The sequence below is a fragment of the Roseateles sp. P2_H4 genome, assembly GCF_056403315.1.
The window spans coordinates 64990-91487 of record NZ_JBFUFR010000009.1 but is presented as its reverse complement, the minus strand read 5'-3'; the positions used below and the strand labels follow the sequence as shown (position 1 = coordinate 91487).

Here is a 26498-nt window from a genome sequence, read left to right as displayed (position 1 = left end):
GGCGGGGGGATTCAGAAAAGCTCGATGGAACCGGCGTCCATCTCGTCCTGCGTGACCGGGTTGGGCCGCAGCGGCGCGATCTCGACGACGGCCGCGCCGTCCTCGTCGTCCATGCCGAAGGTGTCGCGGGCCAGCTGGTCGGAACAATTGCGCAGGCGCTGGCTGGTGTGGGCAATGAGCTGCGTCGCCATGTCCTGGAACTGCAGCGCGGTGATGGCGCCGGCAATGTCCTGCATGATCTGCTTCAGCCCCGCAGCGGCGGGCGTGCCTTCGCTGGTGCCGAGCAAGGACATGGCTTCGTTGGAGGCGCTGTAGAAATGGCTGGACAGGGCTTCACCGGCGTCGTCCAGCAGGCGTTGCAGGCGCTCGAGATCGTGTGTCACCGTCATCAGGTGATCCTGCAGTTCCGCGGCCGCCAGCAGCGGCATGGCGGCCACGGCTCCATCGAATTCGGCGGCGGTGGAAGTGTCTGTCTGCATCGTGTCTCCGCGAGGGGATGCTGCTTCTTGTCCCAAAGCCCTGTGGATACCCTCAGGGCGAATGCATCATGGCATGTTCACCTCTTTTTCGGCCACTGTCGACCTTGAGATGTCGCGAGAACGAGCCGTATTACCGGTCTGACCCGCGTCAAGTGTGGCGCCGGGCCGTATGCCGCGAGCGGCGGCATACTGCGCCCCCATGACGATTTCTGGTGTCGAGCAGGCGTCCCGAGTCCTGCGTGTGCTGCATGTCGAGGACTCCGAGCTCGACCATCAACTCATCCTCGCCCAGTTGAGCCGCGCCGGCCTGCGCGTGGACATGCAGAGGCTGGACACCATGCCCGCCCTGCTGGCCGCGCTGGAGCAGCCCTGGGACGCCATCATCTCGGACTACAACCTGCCGGGCTTCACGGGCCTGGAGGTGCTGGAGGCCTTGAAGGAGAAGCGGCAGCTGACGCCCTTCATCCTCGTCTCCGGCGAGATCGGTGAGGACACCGCCGTGGGCGCGATGCGCAACGGCGCGTCCGACTATCTGCTGAAGAACAACCTCAACCGCCTGGCGCCGGCCCTGCTGCATGCCATCGACGCGGCCGAGAACGAAAAGGCCCGCGTCGCCGCCGACCATGAACTGGTCAAGTCCAAGCAGCGCCTGCACCAGCTGGCCGGCCATCTGCAGACCAGTGTCGAGCTGGAGCGGGCGGCCATCGCGAGGGAGATCCACGACGACGTCGGCGGGTCGCTGACGGCCGTCAAGTTCGACCTCGCCTGGATAGACCGCCATGCCCAGGAGCCCGAGGTGCGTGCGCGCGTCGCCGCAGCCTTGGAGACCGTCAATGCCGCCATCGAGGCCAGCCAGCGCATCATGCACAACCTGCGCCCCGCCATCCTGGAGCAGGGCCTGGTGGCGGCCCTGCAATGGATGACGGCGCGCTTCGAGCGGCGCACCGGCATCGAGGCCGGCCTGCGCATCGGCGAGGAAAGGCTGGGCCTGCCCTCTGGCGTGCCTCTCGTCGCCTACCGCACCGCCCAGGAGGCGCTGACCAATGTATCCAAGCACGCACTGGCGACGCGGGTCGACATCGAACTCAGCCAGGACTCGGGCGTGCTGACGCTGGAGATCCGCGACAACGGGCGCGGCATGGGGCGGGGCGACCTGTCCAAGGAGCGCTCCTTCGGCATCCGCGGCCTGCACGAGCGGGCGGCGACGGTGGGCGGCTGGGTCGACCTGTCCAGCCCACCGGGTGGCGGCACCAGCCTCATCCTGACCGTGCCCCTGGCCCAGGACGCCATCGACGCACTGGACGACTCGACCGACTTCGGCAAGGATGACCCCAACTCCATCTGGGGGCGAGTGTGATCCGCGTCATCCTCTGCGACGACCATGGCCTGATCCGCCGCGGCATCCGCGACACGCTGGCCGATGCCCAGGACATCGAGGTCATCGGCGAGGCCGGCGACTACACCGAGTTGCGCGGCCTGCTGCATACCCTGGGCAAGGACAACCCCTGCGACGTCCTCGTGCTGGACATCAACATGCCCGGCCGTTCCGGCCTGGACGTGCTGCATGTGCTCAAGGACGAGGGCAATGCGGTGCGTACCCTCATCGTGTCCATGTACCCCGAGGACCAGTACGCCATCCGCGCGCTGAAGGCCGGCGCCTATGGCTATGTCAACAAGGGCGGCGACCCGGCGACGCTGGTGCAGGCGGTGCGCACCGTCGCCCAGGGCCGCAAATACGTGACGCCCGAGATCGCGCAGATGCTGGTCGAGAGCCTGACGGCGCCCGTCACCGAGCAGGCCCACCACAAGCTCTCCGACCGTGAGCTGCAGACCCTGGTCATGATCGCCTCCGGCAAGCGTCTGTCCGACATTGCCGAGGAGCTGATGCTCAGCCCCAAGACCGTCAGCGTCTACCGCGCGCGCATGCTGGAGAAACTGGGCCTGAGCAACAACTCCGAGTTGACGGTCTATGCCATCCGCAACGGACTCGTCGCCAGCTGAGGGGCGCGAGAGGGGCCCGCGCCGCCGGCCTTCGCTGGTCCGGCGGCTCACGCGCCTGAGCGTCACCGTCATGGGCGCCGCCCTGCTGCTGAGCTCGCTGGCCCTGGCCGCCTGGGTGCACCACAGCCTGCGCGAGGCCCAGATCCGGAGCGTCGGGCAGTCGGCCCAGCTGCTGGCCGAGAACGTCGCGCCGGCCCTGGCCTTTCACGACCGCCAGGCCACGCGCGACGCCCTGGTCACCTTCAGCCGCCATGAGGGCCTGCAGGGCCTGGTGGTGCGCGAGCCCGGAGGCGAGGTCTTCGCCGCGTGGCCCGACGCGGCCGCGTCGGCGCCGTGGAGCGATGCGCCCCTGCAGGTCGGCTGGCAGGGGCTGCGCGTGGTCGTACCGGTGCAGCTGCATGGCGAGCGCCTCGGCAGCCTGGCATGGGCGGAGTCCTTCGACGCCCTGAACGACACCTTGCTGCGCCTGGCCGCTGGTGCCGTCACCGTGCTGGCCCTGGCCTTGCTCGGCGCCAGCCTGCTGCTGCGCTGGACGCAGCGCCGGGCCCTCGCGCCGCTGATCGCGCTGTCGCGCCTGGCCGAGCGCGTCGCGACCAGCCAGGACTACAGCCTGCGCGCCCCCGTGCGCGAGAACGACGAGGTCGGGCGCCTGGCCGAGCGCTTCAACGGCATGCTCAGGCGCATCGAGGTCTGGCACGAGGACATGAACCAGCAGCTGGCCCAGGAGCAGCAGACCGGCCGGGCGATGCAGCAGCTCGCCCACCGCGACACGCTGACCGGCCTGCCCAACCGCCTGGCCTTCGAGCTGACGCTGGAGCGCCTCTTCGTCGACCTGCACCACCCCCAGCATGTCGGCGGGCAACGCCTGGCCCTGCTCTTCATCGACCTGGACAACTTCAAGCACGTCAACGACAGCCTGGGCCATGCGGCGGGGGACGCCGTCCTCACGGAAGTCAGCCGGCGCATGAGCGGCGTGCTGCGTGCGAGCGACACGCTGTTCCGTCTTGGCGGCGACGAGTTCGCCCTGCTGGTGGCCGACGTGGCCGAGCCGGAAGCCGTGGAGCACCTGGCCGCGCGGCTGATCGCCGGCGTGGCCGAGCCGCTCGTCATCCAGGGCCAGGTCCAGCCCGTCGGCGCCACCGTGGGCCTGGCTTTCGTGCCCGATGACGCAACCGACCCCCAGTCGCTGCTGTGCGCCGCCGACGCCGCCATGTACGCTGCCAAGCATGCCGGCAAGAACACCTATCGCAGGGCGACCAGCGACTCTTCCGCGGGTCCTTGAGCGCTGCGCCTTCAGCGTTTTTCTGCTGCTGAGCGGCCATGCGCTGGCCCAGAACAGCGACATCCCCAGTCTCGAAGACCTGCTGCGCACCGAGCGCCGCGGTGCCGCGGCCGACGTGTCGGTCAGCACCGCCTCCCGCCAGGCCCAGAGCGCCGACCTGGCGCCCGCCGTCACCCATGTCGTCAGCCGCCAGGACATCGCCCGCCTGGGGCTGCGCAGCCTGGGCGACGTGCTGCGCCGCATGCCGGGGCTGGAGGTGCGCGAGGACGACGAGTTCACGCGCGTCGCCGTGCGTGGCGTCGCGCCCGGCGACTTCAACGGCCGCGTGCTCTTCCTGCTCGACGGCCTGCGGCTCAACGACAACCTCTACGACGCCGGCCCCATCAACCGCGAGTTCTATGTCGACGTCAGCCTCATCGAGCGCGTCGAGTTCACGCCCGGGCCGGGTTCCGCCCTGTATGGCGGCAATGCGCTGCTGGGCGTCGTCAACATCGTCACCCAGCGCGCCGATACCCTGGCTGGCCCGCAGGCGCATGTGGTGTTGTCACCGCGCGGCCAGGTCAGCACGCGGCTGAGCTATGCGCAGCGCCTGGACAACGGCGCCGAATGGCTGGCCGCCTTCAGCAGCGACGAGGAGCCCCACACGCCGCTGGCCTTCGGCGAGCCCGAGCCCTACCGGTCGCAGCTCGAGCCGCTGGAATGGGACCGTGCGCGGCGCTGGCTGCTCGGTGGACGCAGTGGCGGCCTGTCGCTGCGCGTCGGCGGCGTCCGGCGCGAGCGGGGCCTCTACAGCTTCCTGCCCAAATCGGGCGACATCACCGGCAGCGTCAACTCGCTGCGCGAGAACTTCGCGCAGGCCGGCTGGGAAGGCCGCGCCGCCGACTGGGATCTGCACCTGGGCCTGGCCTGGCAGCAGTCGCGCTACCGCGCCGAGCAGGCCGACGACAGCGAAGCCGAGCTGCACACCGGCCGCTTCGAGGCCCTGGGCCGCTGGTGGCTGGCCGAGCTGCGCCTGGCGCGCTCCTGGGGTGGCCCGGCCGGCGACAGCCACACCACCAGCGTCGGCATGGACTGGCAGCGCGACAGCGTCCAGCGCTTTCGCTTCGTCTACCTGGGCGAGGCCCCCAACGACGAGAACTTCAACGCCCAGCGCCTGGGCTTCTATGTGCAGGACGAATGGCGGCTGGCCGAGCGCCAGCGCCTGGTGCTGGGCCTGCGCCAGGACGGCGTCCATGGTGGCGATTCGAGCTGGAACCCGCGTGCGGCCTGGGTCTGGTCGCCCGCGCCGGGCCAGAGCCTGAAGCTGATGTGGGGCACGGCCTTCCGTGCGCCCAACCGTTTCGAGCGCGCCCTCAACCAGGGTGCCGGCGCCGAAGCGCCGCGGCCCGAACGGCTGCGCACCACGGAGCTGGCCTGGCAGGGCCCCCTGTCCGGCCTGCCCGGGCTGGCCGCCGGCAACTGGAGCTGGCAGGCCTCGCTGTTCGCGAGTCATCTCGTCAACTTCATCGAGCGCAGCAGCGACCAGCGATTCACCAACACCCCGGTCGCCCACTCGCGCGGCGCCGAACTCGGCCTGAATGGCCATTGGCGCGAAGGCTGGCAGTTGCAGCTCAGCTGGATGGGCCAGCGCAACCGCGCGGCCGACGGCAGCCACCAGGCCTACAGCCCCAGCCAGACGCTGAAGTGGGCGCTGCAGATGCCCATTGCCGGGCCGACGCTGCGCCTGTCGCTGAGCGGCTGGGCGACGAAGGCGCGCTTCGGCGACGAGCGCCTGCCCGGCTATGCCCAGCACCAGGCCCATCTGCTGTGGCAGCCCAGCCGGCATTGGGATTTCTTCGCCGGCGCCCAGAACGTCGGCGGCCGGGCCTATGCCGAGTCCAGCGGCACCGGCTACAGCGCGCCCGTGCAGCGCCAGGGCACGCGTTGGCAGGCCGGGCTGACCTGGCGCGGAGACGCGCCTTGAGACGCTGCCGCCTCCTGCCGCTGCTGCTGGCGGCGGCCGCCGGCGTGGCGCGGGCCGACAGCCTGGACGAGGACAGGCTGCGCGCCGCCTTCGTGCTGCGCCTGGCCCAGTACACCCAGTGGCCGGCGCCGGTGGCCGAAGGCCCGACGCTGACCCTGTGCGCGGCCGGCCTGCAGCCGGCCGGGCTGGAGGCGGTGCGCGCGCTGGCCAGCCGCACGGTGGGGGCGGCCCAGGTGAAGGTGCGTGCACTCAGCGAGCCCCGCGACGCGGCGCGCGACTGCCAGGTGCTGCTGCTCGGCCACGCCGACGCGGCGACGCTGCGCCAATGGATCGCGGCGGTCAGCGACGCCCCCGTCCTCGTCATCGCCACCAGCCCCGAGGCCCTGCGGGCGGGCGTCTGCATCGCCCTCATCAGCGAACCCCAGGGCATGGCCTTTGCCGTCAACCATGGGGAGTCCCGCAAGCGCGGCCTCAGCCTGGCGGCGCCGGTGCTGAAGCTGGCGCGCGAGGTGCGCTGACCTCCGTTCGTCACCCCCGGCTGTCGATTCGCCACCGCGGGCTGCCGTTTATCGATTGATGACACTCTGTGGCAGCAGCCACTGCACAATCCGCCCCGGTTCGAAATGGGCGGCCGAAATGGCCGGTGCTGCTGCAGGTGCGGTTCAAGCCTGCAGGCCAACTCTCTCGAGGGGCGTGTCATCGATACCGGATTGCTGAAAGAGCTGCGCATCGACGGTGCGCATCGCGACGACCATGACGGCGGCGGGCCGCCGAAATGGATCTGGGGCCTGGCGGCCGCCGTGGTCGTGCTGGGCCTCGTGGGCGGCGCGGCCTGGTGGTTCCTGGCGGGCAACAAGCCTGTTGCCGTGCAGACGGCCAGCGTGCGGGCCAATGGCCAGGGCGCCAGCGCCGGTGCGGTGCTGCAGGCGACGGGTTATGTAACGGCGCGCCGCATGGCGACCGTCTCGGCCCAGATGACCGGCACGCTGACCGAGGTGCTCATCGACGAGGGCTTCAAGGTCAAGAAGGGCCAGGTGCTGGCCCGGCTGGATGACACCGGGCTGAAGGCCGGCCTGGCCGCCGCGGAGGCGCAGATCCGCACCACCGAAGCCAATCTCGGCCAGGTGCGTGCCCAGCTCGCCCAGGCCCAGGCCGACGAGCGCCGCCAGGCCGAGCTGAACGCCAGCGGCATGACGACGCGCCAGTCCCGCGAACAGTCGGCGACGGCCGTGAAGACCGTGTCCGCTCAACTGGAGGCTGCCCAGCGCCAGGTGGAGGCCGCGCAGGCTCAGGCACGCATCGCCCGCGTCAACTTCGACTACGCCACCGTGCGCGCCCCCTTCGACGGCGTCGTCACGGCGCGCGCGGCCCAGGTCGGCGAGATCATCTCGCCGCTGTCGGCTGGTGGCGGCTTCACCCGCACCGGTGTGGGCACCATCGTCGACATGGACTCGCTGGAAGTGAACGTCGACGTCAACGAGGCCTATATCGCCCAGGTCAAGGCCGACATGCCCTGCGAGGCCGTGCTCGACGCCTATCCGGAGTGGAAGATCCCGGCCCATGTCGTGGCCGTCATCCCGAGTGCCGACCGCGGCAAGGCCACCGTCAAGGTGCGCGTGGCGCTGGAGAAGAAGGACGACCGCGTCGTGCCCGACATGGGCGTGCGCGTCAGCTTCCTGGCCACCAAGCCCAAGACCGAGGTGGCGGTGGTGCCGGGCGTGCTGCTGCCGCCGGACGCGCTGGCCCAGCGCGATGGCGCCGACGTCGTCTTCGTCGTGCAGGAAAACCGCGTCGAGCAGCGAGCCGTCAAGCTCGGTGCGGACGTGGGCAATTTCAAGCTCGTCACCTCCGGCCTGAAGGCGGGAGAGACGGTGGTGCTGTCGCCACCGGCCGAGCTGAAGCAGGGTTCAACCGTCGTGAACAAGGAATGAAGATGAGCGCTTTGATCGAAGTCCGCGATCTGTCCAAGGTCTACACACGCGGCAAGCAGAAGGTGGAAGTGCTGCACCACATCGACCTCGATGTGCAGCAGGGCGACTTCCTCGCGCTGATGGGCCCCTCGGGCTCGGGCAAGACGACGCTGCTCAACCTGATGGGCGGCCTGGACGCCCCGAGCGGTGGCGCCATCACCGTGGGCGGCGAGCGCATCGACAAGCTCTCCGGCGCGGCCCTGGCCAAGTGGCGGGCGTCGCGGGTCGGCTTCGTCTTCCAGTTCTACAACCTGATGCCGACGCTGTCGGCGCAGAAGAATGTCGAGCTGCCGCTGCTGCTGACCAAGCTGTCCGCCGGCGAGCGCAAGAAGCGCGCGGCGATTGCGCTGCAACTCGTCGGCCTGGCCGACCGCGCCTCGCACAAGCCCACCGAGCTGTCGGGCGGCCAGCAGCAGCGCGTGTCCATCGCGCGGGCCATCGTGTCCGACCCGACGCTGCTCGTCTGCGACGAACCCACCGGTGACCTGGATCGCCAGTCGGCGGAAGACGTGCTGACGCTGCTGCAGGCGCTGAACCGCGAGCATGGCAAGACCATCGTCATGGTCACCCACGACCCGCGTGCCGCTGCTCGTGCCAGCCACACGCTGCATCTGGACAAGGGCACGCTGGTCGAACAGGCCGTCGCCTGAGGGGTGAAGCCATGAAATACCTTCATCTCATCTGGGCCGCGCTGTTCAGGCGCAAGGGGCGCACCTTCCTGACCCTGGTGTCCATCATCACGGCCTTCCTGCTGTTCGGCCTGCTGGACGCGGTGCGCGTCGGCTTCGACCAGGCCGGCAAGAGCGCCAATGGCGCCCAGAGATTGCAGACGGGCTCCAAGCTGAGCTTCATCCAGCTGCTGCCGATGTCGCTGAGCGCGCGCATCGCGCAGCTCGACGGCGTCAAGGACGTGGCCTATGCCAACTGGTTCGGCGGTGCCTACCAGAAGCCCGAGAACCAGGTCTTCAGCTTCGCCGTCTCGCCCAACTACATCGACATCTACCCCGAGATGGAGGTATCGGCCGAGCACCGCAAGGCCTTTGCCGAGACCAAGGACGGGGCCCTCGTCGGTGAAGGCCTGGCGCGCAAGTTCGGCTGGAAGGTGGGCGACCAGATCCCCATGCAGTCCACCATCTTCCCGGACCGCAATGGCAGCCAGAACTGGCCGTTCAAGGTCGTCGGCATCATCCATGTGCCCGACAAGAAGACTGGCGCCTGGTACGACCAGATGTTCCTGCTGAACTGGAAGTACTTCGACGATACGACGCCCTGGAACCAGGGCCAGGCCGGCTGGTATGTGACGCGCGTGAAGGACGTCAACCAGGCCGACCGCGTGCTCAAGGCCATCGACGAGATCTCGGCCAACTCCGACCACGAGACGCGCACCCAGACCGAGGCAGCCGCCATGTCCAGCTGGATGAAGCAGGTGGCCGACATCAACCTCATCGTCACCTCCATCATGGGCGCCGTCTTCTTCACGCTGCTGCTGCTGGCCGGCAACACCATGATGCAGGCCGTGCGCGAGCGCACCGGCGAGATCGCGGTGTTGAAGACGCTGGGCTTCTCGGGCGAGAGCGTGCTGTCCATGGTGCTGGCCGAGTCGGTGCTGCTGCTGCTGATCGGCGGCACCATCGGCCTGCTGCTGGCCAGTGTCATCGGCCCCGCCGTCAGCGCGGGCAGCGGCGGTGCACTGAACCTGCCGGCCGCGGGTGCGGCCAGCTGGATGACCGGCGTCGGGCTGGCCTTGGTGTTTGGCCTGGCTGTCGGCGCCTTGCCGGCTCTGCGCGCCATGCACGTGAACATCACCGACGCATTGGCCGGGAGGGCATGACCATGAAGTTTCTGAAGAACCTCGGACTCATCCTCCTCACGGTCGCCCTGCTGGTCGGCTGGATCTTCCTGCCCTGGTACGGCGCCCTCGCGCTGTTCGCCCTGCTGGGGCTGTGGATGCTGCTGTTCCGCACCGGCATGCAGGCCCTCTCGGTCGCCTCGGTGGGCATCAGCACGCTGACGCAACGCCTGGGCTCGTCGGCCGTCATCGTCGTTGGCATCGCTGGCGTGGTGGGTGTGCTGGTCGCCCTGCTGGCGATGGCCGAGGGCTATGGCCAGACGCTGCGCAACTCAGGCAGCCTGGACACGGCCATCGTCATGCGCGGCGCCTCGGCCAACGAGGTCTCGTCCTCGCTGAGCCGCGAGGACATCGTGCAGATCGAGCAGGCCCCGGGCGTCGCGCGCAATGCCAAGGGCGAGCCCATTCTTTCGGCCGAGACGGTGGTGGCTGCCAACCTGCCCATCAAGGGCGGCAAGGCCGACGAATCGGGCAGCGCCCAGGTGCGCGGCATCAGCGAAGCCGCCTTCGTCGTGCGGCCCAACGTCAAGATCATCGAAGGCAAGAGCTTCCAGCCTGGCCTGCGCGAGATCGTCGTCGGCAAGGGTGCGGTGCGCCAGTTCACCGGATTGACGGTGGGCAGCACGCTGAAGCTTGGCAACTCGCCCTGGACCATTGTCGGCATCTTCGCCTCGGGGGATGCGATGGAGTCCGAGCTCTGGGCCGACGCGAATGTCGTCAACGACGCCTACAAGCGTGGCAGCGGTCGCAACTCGGCCACGGTCAAGCTGGACAGCCCGTCCGCCATCAAGGCCTTCGGTGCCGCTCTCGAAGCCAACCCGCAGCTGAAGGTGAAGGCCAGCACGACGCTGGACTTCTTCGCCAAGCAGAGCGAGCAGATGACCAAGGTGCTGCGCATCATCGGTATCGTCGTCGGCTCCATCATGGCCGTGGGTGCGGTGTTCGGGGCGCTGAACACGATGTTCGCCGCCGTCGCGGCGCGGGCCCGCGAGATCGCGACCTTGCGTGCCATCGGCTTTCGCGGCCTGCCGGTCGTCGTTGCGGTGATGCTGGAGACGACGTTGCTGGCATTGATCGGCGGCCTCATCGGCGGCTGCGTGGCCTGGCTGATCTTCAACGGCTTCGAGGCCTCGACGATGGCCGCCGGCTCGGTCGGCAAGCTCAGCTTCAACCTGGCCGTGTCGCCGGGCCTGCTGTGGGAGGGCATCAAGTGGGCCCTGGCCATCGGCTTCGTCGGCGGGCTGTTCCCGGCGGTGCGGGCGGCTTCACTGCCGGTGACGACGGCGCTGCGCGAAGCTTGATTTAGGGGCCAGGAGGCAGGGGCCGATCACTTAAGTGGCGGCCTCTGCTTGCTGATGGCGCGTGATCGAGGTAATCGACGTTGGGGCGCCGGGGATGTAGGTCGGCTTCAGGCTGGGTGCTGTCGCTGGCAGTCGGCGCCTGAGGGTCAGAAAAGTGCCCGAAGCGGACGTCGGCACAGGCCTACCAAGCTTCCAGAAAGCTGCCGCTCAACCGCGGGTGAGCCGAGACGCGTGAGCGGGTCCTCGCTGCCGCGGCGCGGTTGAGCTACCGGCCGAACGCGACCGCGCGCGCTGGCGTTTCAACGAACGAATGTCATCGGCTTCGTTGCCAACATCGCCAATGAGGCACCTAACCTCTACTTCCTGGAGGTGTTCAACGGCGTCGTGCGAGGTGCGATGGAGGCCCACCAGACCACATCCGTCCTTTCCACTCAGCGGCTGGGAAGAAGCGCCCAAGCGCATCCCAGCCTTGTGTGACGGACGCGTCGACGGGCTCGTCGTGCTGGCGCGTCAACTGGAAGACGACAGCACGGCCTGGCTACCACCTCATACACCCATGGTCACGATCCACGCCGGCGGGCTGTTGCGGGCGCGGGTGAACGTCGAGGCGGACGATGAAGCGGTCGGCTACGCCATCGCGCGCCACATGCTCGGGCTTGGATATCGCCGGATTCTCTGTGTGGGCGGTCCGATGAACGTCAAGGGAGCAGACCGCCGTGTCGATGGCTTCCTGCGCGCCCATGCCGACGCCGGGGCAGAAGTTGCTTCCGACCATGTGATCCGCACGTTGTTCACCGCCGAAGGGGGAAGGCAGGCCATGCAGCAATGGTTGCAACGCCACCGCGGTCAGCCGTTGCCCGAGGCTGTCTGTTGTGGCAGCGACGCCATCGCCATCGGCTGCATCGACACATTAGAGGGCTGCGGGCTGAGCGTTCCTCGGGACATCTCGATTACAGGCTTCGACGACACCTTGCTGGCCGGTCCGCTGCACATGACGACCGTGCGTCAAGCCCCTGCTTGAGATGGGGCGACGTGCCGTTGAGGTCTTGATGCAGTTGATTGAGGCGCAGCGCCGTGAGGAGACTTACCAGGGCCCTCGCGACATCGTCTTGCCCGTCGAGATTGTTCACAGGCGGACCTTGCCGGGACGTCGAAGCGGACAGCTGACCATCCCCTAGTACGCGGGGAAGTTGCTAGGCTTTTCCCCTAGTCAGCTTGATTGGTCAACCAATTTAAGATGCGCGTGCGGAAGTCCCGCATTTATTTTTGACTATCTGATCAAGCGCTTTATCAAAAGTTGATAAAGCGCTTGATCGATCCGAGACTTCAACAAGAGTCATATGTTCCTAGCCAGGACGAACATATTCACCTCCCAGGGGAGCACCCTGTTGGGGAACTGCGCAGGCCCCTGGGTGGAGGGCTTCCCGTTCCGGACAGGCGGTATGACCAAATGCGTGCTGTTCTACGGCCCGGGTCCGGTTCGCCTAGCAGCCCGCCTTGGCGAGTCGTTCACCAGCCAGCCGAAGCCTGGCCATGGACGTCCACAACACCTTCCAGCAGCCGCAGGCCGTCGTGCTCGCGCCGTTCTCCGCGAAGCCCGGCCCGCAAGGCCTGGTGCTGGAGCTGCCGCCCCAAAACCATCGTCGTTGTCGGGATGTAGGCCCCCGTACTGAGCCACGTCCTTCCATAACGCTCGCATCCGGAGGAGACAACCGGCCGAGCACTTTCATCCTTGAAAGGTAGAACATGAGAACCTTGATACCAGCCCTGCTGCTCGCCTTCGGCGCGAGCGCAGGCACCCTCGCGCAGGCGCAAAGCTGCGGTAGCGGCGGCGGCGCCACCGTCTGCCTGACGGCCACCGGCACCGCCAGCAACGTCCAGCTTGGTTGGACCGTCAGTGGCACCGTCACGTCGCTGGAGATCTACCGCGACACCGACGCCGACCCGAACGGCCGAATCCGCATCGCCGTGCCGGGCAGCAGCGCCAGGAGCTACACCGACGCCTCGGGCAACACCGGCACGCGCTACTGGTACTGGGTCAAGTTCACGACCAATGCCGGCAGCTACAACTCCGGCTCGGCCAACGCCACGCTTGGCACCGCCTGCACGCCAACAGCCATCACGCCCTACATCAACGCCAACGGCGCGTGGACGCAGACGGCATCGGCCACCATCAAGACCGGCGCCTCGGCCATCCTCGGCCCGCAGCCGTTGTCCGGCGGCATGTGGAGCTGGAGCGGCTGCGGCACCGCCGGTGCAGCGCGCGAGCAGACCATCCAGCCGCCTGCGGCCTGTACGGCCGTCGCTACCTACACCAACAGCTGTGGCGCCAAGACCCAGCAGGCCTTCTCCATCAAGGTCGGCACCTGGACGAGCGCGAAGTGGGGTGGAGGCGGCTACGTCACTGGCCTGGTCTTCCACCCGACCACCGCCAACCTGCTGTATGCACGCACCGACATCGGTGGCGCCTACCGCTGGGATCAGGGCACGTTGTCCTGGGTGCCGATCACCGACGGCCTGGGCTTCGGTGCGGCCGAGGCCGGTTTCCACGGCGTCGAGAGCATCGCCGTCGATCCGAACAACGACCAGCGCGTCTACCTGGCCGCCGGCATGTACACATCCGGTGGCAACGGCCGCCTGTACATCTCCGGCAACCGCGGTGACCAATGGACCTATGTCGCCCTGCCCTTCCCGCTGGGCGGCAACAACCCCGGCCGCGCCATCGGCGAGCGACTGATGGTGGACCCTAACAAGCCATCGACGCTGTTCTACGGCTCGCGCACGGCCGGCCTGTGGAAGAGCGCCGACTCGGGCCTCACCTGGGCGCAAGTCACGTCGCTGTCCAGCGCCAAGCTGACCCAGGACCAGGTCAATGCCTTGGGCGGCACCAGCGCGATAGGCGTCGAGACGGTCGTCTACGACACCGCCACCAAGGGCAGCGGCACGGCCACGCAGACGATCTACGCGCCCATCGCGCCGGACTATGTCCAGACCGCAGGCCTGGCCTCGAACCTGTACAAGTCGACCAACGGGGGCGCATCGTGGACCCCGGTCGCGGTGCCAATCTCCGGCTATCACATCCCGCACATGGTGCGCGCCGCTGACGGCATGTTCTATGTGGTCTTCACCAGGGACGCCGGTCCCGGCTCCGCCGGTCCCGCCCGTCTGTACAAGTTCGACGGCAGCAACTGGACCTTGCTCAGGAGCGACGACTCGGTCGGCTATGGCGGCGTGTCCGTCTCGGGCACGGGTGCTACCACGCGCATTGCGCTGGGGGTGACCAACACCTGGGGCAACTTCCCCGGCCAGCGAATCCTCCAGCTGTCCGACGATGCCGGCCGGAACTGGCGCGAGATCGAAGCGATGACACCGGGCGATGTCTCCTGGGGCTGGATCGACGATGTCGAGATCGATCCCTTCGACCGCAATCACATCCTGCACGTCTCCGGCGGCGTCATGCAGACACGCAACGCCTCCTCGGCCACGCCAACCTGGGCCATGACGGTCGACGGCATCGAGGAGACCGCCGTGCTGGGCCTGGCCACGCCGCCGGCCGGCGCCACGTACACCGTGATCAACAGCATGGGCGACGTCGGCGCCTGGGTGCACACCAACCTCGCGACCAAGCCGACGCTGACGCCGGCCACCGACTGGAGCAACAGCTTCGCCGCCGACATGGCGTGGTCGGACCCGCAGTACATGGCCACCATCGGCGTCTACCTGGGCAACAACACCGGCTACGGCATGTGGTCGGGCGACGGCGGCAAGACCTGGGCGAAGTTCGCCAGCTACCCGACGGGCGTTGCGGAGAACACGGGCACGGAAGCGAGCATCGCCATCACCGGGCGCAACCGGGCGATCTGGGCCCCCGGCTACTCGGTGCCGTCCTACACCATGGACAACGGTGCCACCTGGGTGCCGACCAATCTGCCGGCGATCAACTCCGTCTTCCCCCGCGCCTATCACCTGGTCGCGGATCGCAAGAACGCGAACAAGGTCTATGCCTACGATGCCGGTGGCCACTGGTGGGGCACGCCGGGCAAGGTCTACACGTCCACCGATGGCGGCCACACCTTCACGCTGAGCCAGGGCTCGGTGAACGCCGGGCTGGCACCGAACTACTTCGGCAGCACCTCGCTGGCGGTCAACCCCAACGTCGAGGGCGATCTCTGGCTGACCGACGGCAACGCGGTGTACCACTCGACCGATTCGGGCGCGACCTGGGCCAAGCTCAGCAACTTCGCGTCGATCTTCACCGGCAACCCCTGGCCCCAGGTGCAGGGTGCAAGCGCCATCGCGCTGGGCAAGGCCAAGGCCGGCGCGCCGTACTCGGCGGCGGTCTACGTCGTGGGTGTGATCAGCGGCGTGTGGGGCGTGCATCGCTCCGACGACGGCGGCGCCACCTGGACGCGCTTCAACGACGACGCCCACCAGTTCGGCGGCATCGGCGCGTTGGCGGCCGACCAAGGCATCTACGGCCGGATCTACGTCAGTGGTACCGGTCGGGGAATGCTCTTCAGCAACTGAAGCAAGGGTCGACAGGCTGGCGTCCACATCGTGGCGCCAGGCCTGCCGGCACATAACGCTCGTGACCGGTGGAGACAAGCGGCCGAGCGTCTTCACTGAAAGGTAAGACATGAGAACTTGGATACCAGCCCGCTGCTCGCCGTCTCGGCGAGCAGCAGCACCACCTAAGTCGACGCGCAGTTCCAGAGGCTGAAGACCCGCTACGTCGACGCCGGCATGCCGGTGCTRATGGGTGAGTACGGCGCCATCCTGAAGTCCAGGTACGACCCGGCTGGTGTCTACCGCACCTACTGGACCAAGTACGTGACCAAGTCCATGTTCCAGCACGGCATCGTGCCGGTTTGGTGGGACAACGGCTACGACGCCAACCACCAGTTCGGCCTGTTCAACCGCTCCACCGGTGCGCAGTATTTCCAGGACCTGATCAAGGCCATCGTCGACAGCACGAAGTAAAGAGTGTGCGGGTTTGGCCCGCCCACCCATGAGCGCGGGATGCCTGAACGTCCCGCGCCATCTGTTTTGGGGGCTCTGCGTCTTGAATGAGCAGCAGCCCTCTTCCTGACCGAAAGCCATGGCCCAGCAACTCTCCCGCCGCTCCCTGCTTCAGGCGACGGCCGCCACCATGGGCGCCACGGGCCTGCCCGCAGCCCAGGCCGCAGCGGCCCCCTTTAAGCCGAACTGGGACTCTCTCGTCGACGGCTACAAAACGCCCGACTGGTTCCGCGATGCCAAGTTCGGCATCTGGGCGCACTGGAGCGCGCAATGTGTGCCCGAGGCGGGCGACTGGTATGCCCGCAGCATGTACATGCAGGGCAACTGGCAGTACGACCACCACCTCAAGACCTACGGCCATCCCACCAAGGTCGGCTTCATGGAGATGAACAACCGCTGGAAGGCGGAGAACTGGGATCCCGAAGCGCTGATGGACCTGTACGCGAAGGCCGGCGCGAAGTACTTCGTCTCGCTCGCCAACCACCACGACAACTTCGACGCCTACGACTCCAAGTACCACGCCTGGAACTCGGTGCGCGTCGGTCCGAAGAAGGACATCGTCTGCACCTGGGCCAAGGCCGCACGCGCCAGGGGCATGCGCTTCGGCGTCAGCAACCATTCGGCCCACGCCTGGCACTGGCTGCAGACGGCCTATGGCTACGACCCCGAAGGCCCGCTGGCCGGCCAGCGCTACGACGCCTTCAACCTGACCCAGGCCGACGGCAAGGGCAAATGGTGGGAAGGCCTGGACCCGCAGGACCTCTACACCGGCCGCAACATGGTGATGCCCGACGGCATCAAGACCGTGAAGGAAGCCAACGAGTGGCATGAGAAGCACGACCGCGTCTGGGGCGAGAAGCCCCCGGCGCAGAACCCGGCGTTCACGCGCCAGTGGTTCCTGCGCTGCCGCGATCTGATCGACAGCTACCGGCCCGACCTCGTCTATTTCGACAACACCGGCCTGCCGCTCGGCCAGGCCGGCCTGGACATCGCGGCGCACTTCTACAACGCCAGCATGGCCTGGCACGGCGGCAAGCTGGAGGCCGTCCTCAACGCCAAGGAGATCCCGCAGGAACGGCGTGCGGCCATCGTCGAGGACGTCGAACGCGGCCAGCGCGCTGGCATCGAGCCGCTGCCCTGGCAGACCGACACCTGCATCGGCGACTGGCACTACAACCGCGGCGTCTTCGAGGGCCATCACTACAAGTCGGCGGCCAGCGTCATCCACCGCCTGGTGGACATCGTCTCCAAGAACGGCAACCTGCTGCTGTCCATCCCGCTGCGTGGCGACGGCACGATCGACGCCGATGAGCGCAAGGTGCTGGACGGGCTCGCCGAATGGATGGGCCGCAACGGCGAGGCCATCCACGGCACCCGCCCGTGGCGCAGCTTCGGCGAGGGGCCGACGCAGATCGGTGGCGGCATGTTCAGCGAAGACCAGATGAAGGGCTTCACCGCCCAGGACATCCGCTTCACCACCAAGGCCGGCGCCCTGTACGCCATCGGGCTGGCCTGGCCGAAGGACGGCGTCATGCGCATCGCCGCACTGGCGCAGGACTCGGCGCTGGCGCCCGGCGTGATCGAGCGCGTGGAGGCCGTGGGTTCGACCGACAGCCTGCCCTTCAAACGCACGCCGCAAGGGCTGGAGGTCAAGCTGCCAGAAGGCCTTGCCGGCACGCCGGCCGTGGCACTGAAGCTGCGCGGCGCAGGCCTCGCATAAGCAGCCACCTTTTTCACTGAAAGCAACCATGGCACAGAAACTTTCCCGCCGCTCGCTGCTGCAGGCCACGGCCGCCGCGATGGGCGCCAGCGGGCTGCCGGCCGCGCCCACTCCCTTCCTCATGATGGCGCGCGTCCTTCCGCTCCTGGCGCTTGTACTGGCCTGCGTCTGGCCGCAGCCGAGCCAGGCTGAGAACCCCGTCGTCCAGACCAGCTTCACCGCCGACCCGGCACCGTTGGTGCACAAGGGCGTTGTCTACCTCTACACCGGGCAGGACGAGGACGAAGCCCGCGACTTCAAGATGCGCAACTGGCGGCTCTACACGTCGACCGACATGTCGAACTGGACCGACAAGGGCGTCGTGGCGTCGCTGGCGACCTTTCCTTGGGCGGTGCAGGACAACGATGCCTGGGCTTCCCAGGTGGTCGAGCGCGATGGCAAGTTCTACCTTTATGCGTCGGTGAGCGTCCAGGGCTGGCCMAAGAGCGTGATTGCCGTCGCGGTGGCCGACAAGCCCGAGGGGCCGTTCAAGGATGYSCTGGGCAAGCCGCTGATCGACAAGGGCATCGGCTAYTTCGACCCCACGGTCTTCGTCGACGACGACGGGCAGGCCTATATGTACTGGGGCAACCCGAACCTGTAYTACGTGAAGCTGAACCCGGACATGATCTCCTACAGCGGCGAGATCCAGCAGGCCGAGGGCAAACCGCGCAACTACCAGGAAGGCCCCTGGTTCTACAAGCGCCAGGGCAAGTACTACATGGCCTACGCGTCGGCCTGCTGCCCCGAAGGCATCGGCTACGCCATGAGCGACAAGCCCACCGGCCCTTGGGTCTACAAGGGCGACATCATGGACCACAACACCAACTCGACCGGCAACCACCCGGGCATCGTCGACTACATGGGTGGGTCCTATCTGTTCGGGTTCAACTACCGGCTGAACTTTGCCGACACGCCCATCCATCGCGAACGCCGCTCCGTCACCGTGACCCGGTTCGACTACAACGCGGACGGCACCATCAACATGCTCCCCTGGTGGGACAACACCGGCGTCGCTCCTCTCAAACCCTTGTCGCCCTATGAACGCGTGGAGGCCGAGACCATGGCCTGGACGTCGCGCCTGAAGCGGGATCGGGATCGCCAGTTCGACTGGGCGCCTGGCATCAAGACGGCGCGCAGTGACAAGGTCGGCATGGTCGTCACGCGCATCACCGATCTCAGCTACATCAAGGTCAACGGCGTCGACTTTGGCAGCAAGGGCGCGGCCCGTTTCGTCGCCAATCTGGCCAGTGAGACGGAAGGCGGCAAGATTGAATTGCGGCTCGACAGCGTCGATGGACCGCATCTCGGCACCCTGGCGGTGGCCCCCACCGGCGGCCGCGATCAGTGGCAACAGCAAAGCGTGCCGGTCTCGGGCGCCACGGGCCTGCACGACCTCTACCTCATCTTCAGGGGTCAAGGCGAGCCGACGATGTTTGAGTTCGATCACTGGCGCTTTGAGCGCAAGTGAAGCTTGCCGCTACCGCAGGCCGCTGCTGCTGGGGCCCTTGCCTATCCCGGCGCCGAAGCGACTGCAGCTGTGCTGGAAGCACGCTTCGCCGCTGTGACGGCATACCTGACATAACGCCGCATTCATCCGGCGCATCGGTGGCCAGCCTCCATTTCGCACCGTCGGCAAAGAGCACTTCGACAACCGTGGGGCGGCCTTCCTCACAGCCCATGGGCCGATCCGTCCACCAGCTTCTTGTATCGGCAAATGCGCTCGTGACGTCAAAGTGGCCGTTGGGATGAACGCCGCCGTGATTGATGCTTGTTGAAAAGAGGGGTCTGCCAAGCCTCCATTTCCCGCCGTCATCAGCGGCGCAGCCCAGGCTGACGGTCTCGATGAACTTGGTGCTGCGATTCGTCAAAACCAGACGCAGCCTTTGGTCAAGCACCAGCAGTTCGGCAAACATGGGCGCTGCCGGCAGGTCAAGCCAGCGTTCCGGCATTCGAGCTTTCGGTTCAACAAAAAGTTTTTGCGCGGAGCCCAAAGCCTCGGTCATTGCCTTTGAAGCCACTTGCTGCGCTGCTTCCGCTTCTGACTCCCGACCCTGAACCTTCAACCAAACGGCTTTGAGCGACAGGGCGTTCGCATAGACATATTCCAGGTGATTGGCTTGGGCAAACGCGATGGTCTGCTCCAACCGGGCGAGCGCTTCGGTGCTTTGCCGACCCGCCTCGAGCCGTCTAGCCAGTTCGATGTAGGCCTCGCCTTCCTTCGGGGTATTTCCACGCGCGCGCCAGTGGTCGATGAGGCGATGGTCGGTCGCGACGGCAGCATCCACATCGCCAAAGGTGATCTGTTGCCTCGACAACTCGGTCAGACCCGCGCCGACAAGATCCGGCACATCCAGTCGGTCCCATATGGCGATGGCCCGCGACATGGCGTCGACCGCCTTGGCATGAATCTCAGCGGCTGTCGCCTTGTTCCGGTATCGAACAGGCTGCCACTGGGTGTCCAAGACCTGAGCCTCCAAGGCCAGTTGCTCTGCCTCGTCAAGCAGAGCTCTGCGGCTGGCCGGCTGCGCCAGCGCTTGGAACTGCAAAAGCGCCAGCAGCGCAATCATGGGGACGCGATGCCAAGGTCTTTTCACGACGCGGGCTATCCCGGCGCGGAAGCGGCGGCCGGGGGGCGGCCGAGCAGCCGGCGGGGGATGTACTGGTAGTCCTTGCCGTCCGGCTTCTTCCAGCCCAACATCAGCGCCAGACCAAAGCCAGGTCCTTGAAAGTAACGCACGCGGAAGTTGCGTGGCCCCTTGGCCAGCTTCACTGTCTCCATCAGCGGGCTCGCCGCATGGATGCCGTCGTTGTTGATCACCTCCACGCCATCCACGGTGAGGATGGCCCCGTCATCCGACAGCAGCATGAGATCCATGGTGATGTCCTGCGGCATGTTGACCGTGAAGCGGATGTCCAGCCCGAACCATTCGTTCACGTCCAGGCCTGGGAAGCCGTCACGGAAGTCACGCGGCGTGATGTCGAGCTGGGCCAGGCAGACGGTCTTGACGGGTTTGCGCCGACGCATCTCGTTCACTGACGTGGTGCCTTCGCGCAGGCGATAGACCTCTGCCACCATCGGCCGGTCCGGCGAGTCGGCGCATTCCTCAAACAACTTGGGCGGCACCGCGCTGCTGGCGGCCGCGGGAGGAGGAGGCGGCGGCGCCATGCTGACCACGGCCGGAGCGGGCGCCGGCGCAACCGCCACCACCGGTGCGACGGCCTGCGGCACCGGTTCGACTTTGGTCACCTCGATGGGCGGCAGGTCGGGCAGGGCCGGCATGTTAGGCGGCGGTAGCTCTGGCAGCTTGGGCACAGGCGGCGCGGGTTCCGGGGGCTTGGGCGGCTGCTTGACTTCGACGATGCTGATCTGCGAATTGCGAGGCTTGATCGGTGGCGGCACCCGCGAGCGCCACGACAGCACCGCTATCAGCAGCAGCAGATGGAAGATCACCGCAATGGTCAGCGCGTAGCCGTTGAACCGGCGGCCCCATCGCGGCGGCTGTGCAGGTTCGGCGGTCGGCGGAGCGGGATCGTGAGAGGGCGAGGTCATAGGTTGTTTTGTGACGTTCGGCTGTTGTCCGGCAGCCTGTAAGACTTGTCGGCGTTCAGAAGATCTCGATCACCGTCGCAGCAGGCGCAAGGCCGTCGCTGACGGCGCGCAGCGTGGCGCGGCCGCCGTCCCCGGCCTTGCCGGTGGACTGCAGGATCACCTGGGCCTGGCCGTTGAACACGCTGCGCTGCCAGGGTGCGGCCGGTGTGGTGGTGCGCAGCGTGGCCCAGCGGCGGCCGCCCTGCGCGCCGTCGAACAGCGCGCGCGTGCCACCGGCCGGTGTCGGGAAGACGGCGGTCAGTGTGGCCTCGGCGCCCGCAGTCGGGTCCAAATCGATGACCGCCATGCCAGCCTCCTGTCGCACCGAGACCGGGCGACCGTCGAGATGGAACTGCACGCCCGGCGCGATCTCGCCCAGGAGCAGCACCTGGCGTTCGCCGGCGGGCGCCTTGCGTGTGATAGTGGCCTGCACCACGTTCCAGGCACTGTCGGCGGGCTGCTGCTCCGGCGGAACCCAGGCGAAGGGGTCACGCCAGCCGGCGTCGCCGGTGCCACCTGTCCCGGCCATCAGCGCGGCCGCCTCCTCTTGCCGGGCGATGCTGCGGTGGCGCCAGCGCGTGGCGGCTGCGTAGCGATGCAGTTCGGTCGGTCGGTCGGCCTCGTGCGAGCCGGGGTCACCGTTGCCCATGCCGATGAGCCGCACCGGCCCGCTGGCCTCGAACGCGACGCGATGGGCCGCGGTGGGAACGACGCGGCCCTCGCGGTCGACGACGTTCACGGTGACCACCGCGACATCGTCACCGCCGGCGCGCAGCCGCGCGCGGTCGACGGTCAGCCGCACCGCGGCGCCGTCGCCCGTGGTGGCCACGGTCTGCGTTGTGACGAGTTGGCCGGCTCGGTAGCCGCGCGCCACCAGGCTGCCCGGCGCGTAGGGCACGCTCCACTGCAGGTGGCCGTAGCGTTGCAGCGCCTTGCGGCCGAGCGAGCTGCCGTTCAGCAGCAGCTCGACCTCGTCGGTGTTGGCGTAGACGCGCACGTCGACGGGCTGGCCTTCGCGACCCGGCCAGTTCCAGTGCGGCAGCACGTGCACCATGGGCTCGGCAGTCCAGGCGGCCTTCAGGTACTGGCCGCTGTCCTTCAGCGCGCCGGTCGTGTCCATCATGCCGAACTGCGACGAGACGGCGGGCCAGCCGAAGGGCGTGGTCTCGCCGCGGTAGTCGAAGCCTGTCCAGAAGAACACGCCGGCCAGGAAGGGGCGCTCGGCGTTGAAGCGCCAGGCCTCCTCGATGCTCGAGGTCGAGTCGCCCCCTGAGCGCTTGTCGTAGGCGGCGATGTGCACGCGGGCCGGGTCGTCGGTGTAGATGCCGCGCGTCGCGTAGGTCAGGCCTTCCTCGGTAACGACCGATGCTCGGTCGGGGAAGCGCCGGTGCATCGCGTCGATGTCATGCTGGCCCTTGTAGTTGAAGCCGATGACCTGCGAGCCGACCGATGTGCCCTCGGCCTGGCCCGAGCTGGAGGCGGCCAGCGTTGCGGGCCGGGTCGGGTCCAGGCGGCGCACGATGGCCTGCATCTGCTGCGCCAGGCGCGTGCCGATCTCGGTGTTCTCGATGGCCCATTCCTCGTTGCCCACCGACCACAGGATCACCGACGGGTGGTTGCGGTCGCGCCGCACCATGCGCTCCAGCTCGTCACGGATCTGCGGCGCAGTGCCCATCATGCGGTGCTCGTCGATGACAAGGATGCCGAGCCGGTCGCAGGCATCCAGCAACTCGGGCGTGGCCGGATGGTGTGCCGAGCGGATGGCGTTCACGCCCATGCCCTTGAGCATCTTCAGCCGCGCCTCGTGCATGGCGTCGGGCAGGGCGATGCCGATGCCGGCATGGTCCTGATGGTTGTTGACGCCGTGCAGCTTGACGTGGCGGCCGTTGAGGAAGAACCCCTCGTTGGCATCGAAGCGGATGGTGCGGATGCCGAAGGGCGTGTCGATACGGTCGACGACCTCGGCGCCGCGCTTGACGAGGGTCGTCAGCGTATAGCGCTGCGGCGTCTCCAGTGACCACAGCTGCGGCGCTTTGACGCTCAGTCGGGTCGTCACGTCCAGGCTGGCGTCGGCGGCCACTCGGCCAGCCGGCACGCTGGCGCGGGCGACGATGCGGCCGGCGGGGTCGCGCAACTCGTGTTGCAGGCTGAAGGACTCGGCCGCATTGCCGCCGTTGAGCACCGTGGTGTCGACGGCCACCTCAGCGTGGTCGCCGGCGACGGTGGCGCGCACGAAGCTGCCCTGGGGCGCCACGTGCAGCGGCGCCGTCTGCGTCAGCCAGACATGGCGGTAGATGCCCGCGCCTTCGTACCACCAGCCCTCCGGCGTGGTGGCGTCCACGCGCACCGCGACGACGTTGCGCCCGCCGAAGTTCAGGTAGTCGGTGATGTCGACGTTGAAGCTCGAGTACCCGCTGGCCTCGTGGTGCAGGTAGTGGCCGTTGACCCAGACAACGCTGTCGCGGAACACGCCATCGAACTCCAGCGCGATGCGCTGGCCGCGCGCCGACGCGGGAACGGCCAGCTCACGCCGGTACCAGCCGATGCTGTTCTCGGGGAAGCCCCGGCCGATGGCCTTGGAGCCGTGCGCCGGACTGCCGTGCGAGCTGAACGGCAGCTCCACGGCCCAGTCGTGTGGCAGGTCGACGCGGCGCCATGGCCGGTCCTCGAAGTCCGCCGCGGCGGGGCCGTCGCCAAAGCCGGCTTTGGCGAAGAAGAACGACCGCGTGCCGTGGTCGAAGTCCTTCGCCGGGTCCTGTGCGTGGCCCAGCGCGAAGCGCCAGCCCTCGTCGATGCGGGTGCGCTGGCGCGCGCCGTCGGCAGCGCTGGCGCTGCCCACGGCGAAGGCCAGTGCGAGGGCCCAGGACACCCAGGAAAAGAGGGAAGCTTGTCTCATGTTGATGTTTGACGTTGGGATCATGGTTTGCTCGGATTCGCTTCGGCGGCCCGGCGCGGCCAATGCAGCAGGACGCGCGCCTGGTTGCGCACGATGGTGAGTTCGACGCGCGGGCCTGCGGCCAGCAGCGACTGCAGGGTCGCGACATCGCTGATCGGTTGCTGGGCGGCGCTGACGATGACGTCGCGTGCCTGCAAGCCGGCGGCCGCGCCGGCGCTGCCTGCCTCGACCGCCAGCACGATGAGGCCGGCCTTGTCGCCGAGGCCGGCGGCCGACTGCTCTCCCAGGGTCTCGACGGGCTTGAGGCTCAGGCCCTGCAGTTGCACGGCTTGCAGCGTTGCAACCTGGCTCAGCGCCCGGGGCATGGGGAATTCGGGCTGCTCCGCCAGCGCCTTCAGCCGCGCCGGCCGCACGCCGAAGTCATCCATCGGGAAGTTGACGAAGCCGGCGCGCGCGGCAAGTGCCGCGTTCGTGACCGTGTAGTCGCCACGTTCCGGCGCGGCGAAGCGCGGGTCGCCGGCGACCGAATCGGCGTCGGTGCCGCGGGCCTGGGCGGCTCGCAGGTCGGCCTCGGCGATGAAGAGGTTGCGGTTGACGCTGCGCCCCCAACGCTTGATCTCCACCGGCTGGTGCGCCCCCATGACGAGGTTGGACTCGAACACGTCACCGCCGTTGTCGAACCACACATGCGGGTGGAAGCTGCCGCCCACGAGGATGTTGTTGCGCACGATGCGCTGGAAGCCCTCGCGCAGCTTGAGCCCACCGGCCAGCATCAGGTTCTCTTCGATGACGTAGTTGGAGGCGCCGTCGTCCAGGTCCACATCCCAGCCGTGGTCGCAGCGCCAGCGGTTGCGACGCATGACGATGGGCTCCATGGCATCCAGCAGCGCCAGCACGGGGTAGGTAGCCGCCCGGCGGTCCATCTCGGCGCGGTCGGGGTGCCAGAAGCGATCGCGGCCCCAGCTGTTGAAGCTGCCGTGGTCGCCGGTCAGGCGCACGGTGTCGAACACGTCGTTGTGGGTGATGCGGTGGCCGCCCCAGGTGCCGTCGCCGATGTTGATGCCGGCCCGCGGCATGCGGTAGATGCTGTTGTGGTCGACCGTGATGCGCGCGGCCATCGCGATCTGCACGCCGGTGGCCTGGCGGTCGATCTGGCCGATGTCGTGGATGAGGTTGTCGCTCGCCTCGGAGTCCTTGGGATAGGCGTCCGACTTCGGGCCGGGCGTGCGGTCGATGGCTGCGACGTCCAGCTGCTCGTGGTACTCGAACAGCGGTGAACGCACGGCCTCCGCCCGGCCGACGAAGGCCACGGCCGTGCCGCCGATGTCGTGGATGTGGTTGCCCGAAACCGTCACGCGCTGTACGCGCCCACTGACGACGATGGCGTGGCCGCCGAGGTCGATGAACTCGGAGCCCTCAATGCGAACGTCGCCGGCGTTCTCGATGGTCACGGCACCGACGCGATGGAACTTCCAGTCCGAGCGCAGCAGCGGCTCGGTGGCCTTCAGGAAGGTGGGCTCCGTTTCCCGGAACACCAGGTTGAGAACCCGAACGTGCTGCACCTGAGCCTTGCTGCCCTCTATGCGGATCAGGGCTTCTTGCGCGCTGCCGCGAAAGCCTCGTGCCGGCGGCCGCTCGCCAGCCAGTGGCTTGAAATAGAGCCAGCCCTCGCGGCGGTCGTGGAACCACTCGCCAGGCGCGTCCAGCTCTTCCAGCACGTTCTCGACGTAACGGTCCTTGTCGCTCGGCGTCATGACTCGGTTGTTGGCCAGCTGTTCGCCATAGAGGAGGCTGCCGTCGGGTTTCTTGCCGAGAATGGGGATCTGCAGCCCGCCCCAGCCATAACCATGCAGCGCATGCAGCACGGCGCCTTGCGGGGCACGCCAGCGCGCCACGCGCTCGGGCGAGGTGGCGTCCGCTGCGCCGCCAAAGCCCGGGTTGGCCGGGTCGACATTGGGGTAGCGGGCGCGGACGAGCATGTGCTGCCCCAGCCACAGGCGCTGGAACGCTGCGCCAGCGAACCGGGCGCGCCAGAGGCCGTCCTTCCAACGCTCCCAGCGCAGTGCCGGCAGCGACGTCGCGCCGCTCAGCACGGGCTGGGCACCCGGCGCCGCGGCGAGCACGAAAGGCTCGTCTGCCGTGCCCGACAGCGCCTCATCAATGACGATGGGCGCCGACAGCTGGTAGTTGCCAGCAGCCAGTTCGATGCGGCGGATGCGCTTGTCGGTCCGCGCCCGCTGCAGGGCGGACTCCAGCGACTTGGCGTCCTTCACGGTCAGCGCATCGGCCTGGGCGCCGCAGACCAGAACCGCCAGAGTGAGCAGCAGTGACTTCATCCGCATGACGGACCCGGCAGCGACTCGGTCATCCGCGTCGGGTGGCAGGCG

The 26498-nt window shown here is 67.9% G+C and carries 18 protein-coding genes and 1 pseudogene; 14 read left to right on the top strand and 5 right to left on the bottom strand.

Annotation, left to right across the window (positions count from 1 at the left end; genetic code table 11):
- Positions 1 to 11: 11 nt before the first annotated feature.
- A complete protein-coding gene (locus AC1DW3_RS09255; protein WP_477930711.1) occupies positions 12 to 479 on the bottom strand; it encodes a hypothetical protein in 468 nt (155 codons plus the stop codon).
- Between the two features lie 199 nt (positions 480 to 678).
- On the opposite strand from AC1DW3_RS09255, the gene AC1DW3_RS09250 reads away from it, so the two are divergent.
- The 14 genes and pseudogenes from AC1DW3_RS09250 to AC1DW3_RS09185 all read left to right on the top strand — a co-directional run bounded on the left by AC1DW3_RS09250 (position 679) and on the right by AC1DW3_RS09185 (position 19094).
- Positions 679 to 1836 carry a sensor histidine kinase gene (locus AC1DW3_RS09250; protein WP_477930709.1) on the top strand — a complete coding sequence of 386 codons (1158 nt, stop codon included), beginning with the start codon at positions 679 to 681 and terminating at the stop codon, positions 1834 to 1836.
- Positions 1833 to 2480 (top strand): response regulator, encoded by a 648-nt coding sequence (locus AC1DW3_RS09245; RefSeq protein WP_477930707.1) that lies wholly within the window; start codon positions 1833 to 1835, stop codon positions 2478 to 2480. The genes AC1DW3_RS09250 and AC1DW3_RS09245 overlap by 4 nt, the downstream gene beginning before the upstream one ends.
- Before the next feature lie 70 nt (positions 2481 to 2550).
- Positions 2551 to 3762: a diguanylate cyclase domain-containing protein gene (locus AC1DW3_RS09240; RefSeq protein WP_477930705.1), complete on the top strand. Its 1212-nt coding sequence runs from the start codon at positions 2551 to 2553 to the stop codon at positions 3760 to 3762.
- A complete protein-coding gene (locus tag AC1DW3_RS09235) occupies positions 3707 to 5725 on the top strand; it encodes a TonB-dependent receptor plug domain-containing protein (RefSeq protein WP_477930703.1) in 2019 nt (672 codons plus the stop codon). The genes AC1DW3_RS09240 and AC1DW3_RS09235 overlap by 56 nt, the downstream gene beginning before the upstream one ends.
- Positions 5722 to 6243 (top strand): YfiR family protein, encoded by a 522-nt coding sequence (locus tag AC1DW3_RS09230; RefSeq protein ID WP_477930701.1) that lies wholly within the window; start codon positions 5722 to 5724, stop codon positions 6241 to 6243. The genes AC1DW3_RS09235 and AC1DW3_RS09230 overlap by 4 nt, the downstream gene beginning before the upstream one ends.
- 192 nt (positions 6244 to 6435) lie before the next feature.
- Positions 6436 to 7656, top strand: coding sequence for an efflux RND transporter periplasmic adaptor subunit (locus AC1DW3_RS09225; protein ID WP_477930699.1), 1221 nt, complete (start codon positions 6436 to 6438; stop codon positions 7654 to 7656).
- Positions 7653 to 8345, top strand: a complete 693-nt coding sequence (locus tag AC1DW3_RS09220; protein WP_477930697.1) for an ABC transporter ATP-binding protein — start codon at positions 7653 to 7655, stop codon at positions 8343 to 8345. The genes AC1DW3_RS09225 and AC1DW3_RS09220 overlap by 4 nt, the downstream gene beginning before the upstream one ends.
- 11 nt (positions 8346 to 8356) lie before the next feature.
- A complete protein-coding gene (locus tag AC1DW3_RS09215) occupies positions 8357 to 9526 on the top strand; it encodes an ABC transporter permease (RefSeq protein WP_477930695.1) in 1170 nt (389 codons plus the stop codon).
- Between the two features lie 2 nt (positions 9527 to 9528).
- Entirely contained in the window at positions 9529 to 10845 is a 1317-nt protein-coding gene (locus tag AC1DW3_RS09210; RefSeq protein ID WP_477930694.1) for an ABC transporter permease, read from the top strand.
- A 310-nt stretch (positions 10846 to 11155) separates the two neighbouring features.
- The gene (locus AC1DW3_RS09205; RefSeq protein ID WP_477930692.1) at positions 11156 to 11866 is read left to right on the top strand and encodes a substrate-binding domain-containing protein; all 711 of its coding nucleotides are present in this window, start codon (positions 11156 to 11158) and stop codon (positions 11864 to 11866) included.
- A 725-nt stretch (positions 11867 to 12591) separates the two neighbouring features.
- Positions 12592 to 15372 carry a WD40/YVTN/BNR-like repeat-containing protein gene (locus AC1DW3_RS09200; protein WP_477930690.1) on the top strand — a complete coding sequence of 927 codons (2781 nt, stop codon included), beginning with the start codon at positions 12592 to 12594 and terminating at the stop codon, positions 15370 to 15372.
- 183 nt (positions 15373 to 15555) lie between these two features.
- Positions 15556 to 15825: pseudogene (locus AC1DW3_RS09195) on the top strand (cellulase family glycosylhydrolase); the annotation flags it as partial.
- A 118-nt stretch (positions 15826 to 15943) separates the two neighbouring features.
- Positions 15944 to 17584 carry an alpha-L-fucosidase gene (locus tag AC1DW3_RS09190; RefSeq protein ID WP_477930688.1) on the top strand — a complete coding sequence of 547 codons (1641 nt, stop codon included), beginning with the start codon at positions 15944 to 15946 and terminating at the stop codon, positions 17582 to 17584.
- A gap of 28 nt (positions 17585 to 17612) precedes the next feature.
- Positions 17613 to 19094 carry a glycoside hydrolase family 43 protein gene (locus AC1DW3_RS09185; protein WP_477930686.1) on the top strand — a complete coding sequence of 494 codons (1482 nt, stop codon included), beginning with the start codon at positions 17613 to 17615 and terminating at the stop codon, positions 19092 to 19094.
- On the opposite strand, the gene AC1DW3_RS09180 is transcribed toward AC1DW3_RS09185, so the two are convergent.
- The 4 genes from AC1DW3_RS09180 to AC1DW3_RS09165 are packed head-to-tail and all read right to left on the bottom strand — an operon-like array spanning position 19033 to position 26447.
- Entirely contained in the window at positions 19033 to 20193 is a 1161-nt protein-coding gene (locus AC1DW3_RS09180) for a hypothetical protein (RefSeq protein WP_477930684.1), read from the bottom strand. The two genes, AC1DW3_RS09185 and AC1DW3_RS09180, sit on opposite strands and share 62 nt — an antisense overlap.
- 35 nt (positions 20194 to 20228) lie before the next feature.
- The gene (locus tag AC1DW3_RS09175) at positions 20229 to 21176 is read right to left on the bottom strand and encodes a PA14 domain-containing protein (protein ID WP_477930682.1); all 948 of its coding nucleotides are present in this window, start codon (positions 21174 to 21176) and stop codon (positions 20229 to 20231) included.
- A gap of 55 nt (positions 21177 to 21231) precedes the next feature.
- Positions 21232 to 24111 (bottom strand): beta-galactosidase GalA, encoded by a 2880-nt coding sequence (gene galA, locus AC1DW3_RS09170; protein ID WP_477930680.1) that lies wholly within the window; start codon positions 24109 to 24111, stop codon positions 21232 to 21234.
- A 20-nt stretch (positions 24112 to 24131) separates the two neighbouring features.
- A complete protein-coding gene (locus AC1DW3_RS09165; protein ID WP_477930678.1) occupies positions 24132 to 26447 on the bottom strand; it encodes a right-handed parallel beta-helix repeat-containing protein in 2316 nt (771 codons plus the stop codon).
- Positions 26448 to 26498: the final 51 nt, after the last annotated feature.

Coding starts and splice junctions, on each gene's coding strand:
- AC1DW3_RS09255 (WP_477930711.1), bottom strand. CDS start 479: ATGCAGACAGACACTTCCACCGCCGCCGAATTCGATGGAGCCGTGGCC.
- AC1DW3_RS09250 (WP_477930709.1), top strand. CDS start 679: ATGACGATTTCTGGTGTCGAGCAGGCGTCCCGAGTCCTGCGTGTGCTG.
- AC1DW3_RS09240 (WP_477930705.1), top strand. CDS start 2,551: ATGGGCGCCGCCCTGCTGCTGAGCTCGCTGGCCCTGGCCGCCTGGGTG.
- AC1DW3_RS09235 (WP_477930703.1), top strand. CDS start 3,707: ATGCCGGCAAGAACACCTATCGCAGGGCGACCAGCGACTCTTCCGCGG.
- AC1DW3_RS09220 (WP_477930697.1), top strand. CDS start 7,653: ATGAAGATGAGCGCTTTGATCGAAGTCCGCGATCTGTCCAAGGTCTAC.
- AC1DW3_RS09215 (WP_477930695.1), top strand. CDS start 8,357: ATGAAATACCTTCATCTCATCTGGGCCGCGCTGTTCAGGCGCAAGGGG.
- AC1DW3_RS09210 (WP_477930694.1), top strand. CDS start 9,529: ATGAAGTTTCTGAAGAACCTCGGACTCATCCTCCTCACGGTCGCCCTG.
- AC1DW3_RS09205 (WP_477930692.1), top strand. CDS start 11,156: ATGTCATCGGCTTCGTTGCCAACATCGCCAATGAGGCACCTAACCTCT.
- AC1DW3_RS09200 (WP_477930690.1), top strand. CDS start 12,592: ATGAGAACCTTGATACCAGCCCTGCTGCTCGCCTTCGGCGCGAGCGCA.
- AC1DW3_RS09190 (WP_477930688.1), top strand. CDS start 15,944: ATGGCCCAGCAACTCTCCCGCCGCTCCCTGCTTCAGGCGACGGCCGCC.
- AC1DW3_RS09180 (WP_477930684.1), bottom strand. CDS start 20,193: ATGATTGCGCTGCTGGCGCTTTTGCAGTTCCAAGCGCTGGCGCAGCCG.
- AC1DW3_RS09175 (WP_477930682.1), bottom strand. CDS start 21,176: ATGACCTCGCCCTCTCACGATCCCGCTCCGCCGACCGCCGAACCTGCA.
- galA (WP_477930680.1), bottom strand. CDS start 24,111: ATGAGACAAGCTTCCCTCTTTTCCTGGGTGTCCTGGGCCCTCGCACTG.
- AC1DW3_RS09165 (WP_477930678.1), bottom strand. CDS start 26,447: ATGAAGTCACTGCTGCTCACTCTGGCGGTTCTGGTCTGCGGCGCCCAG.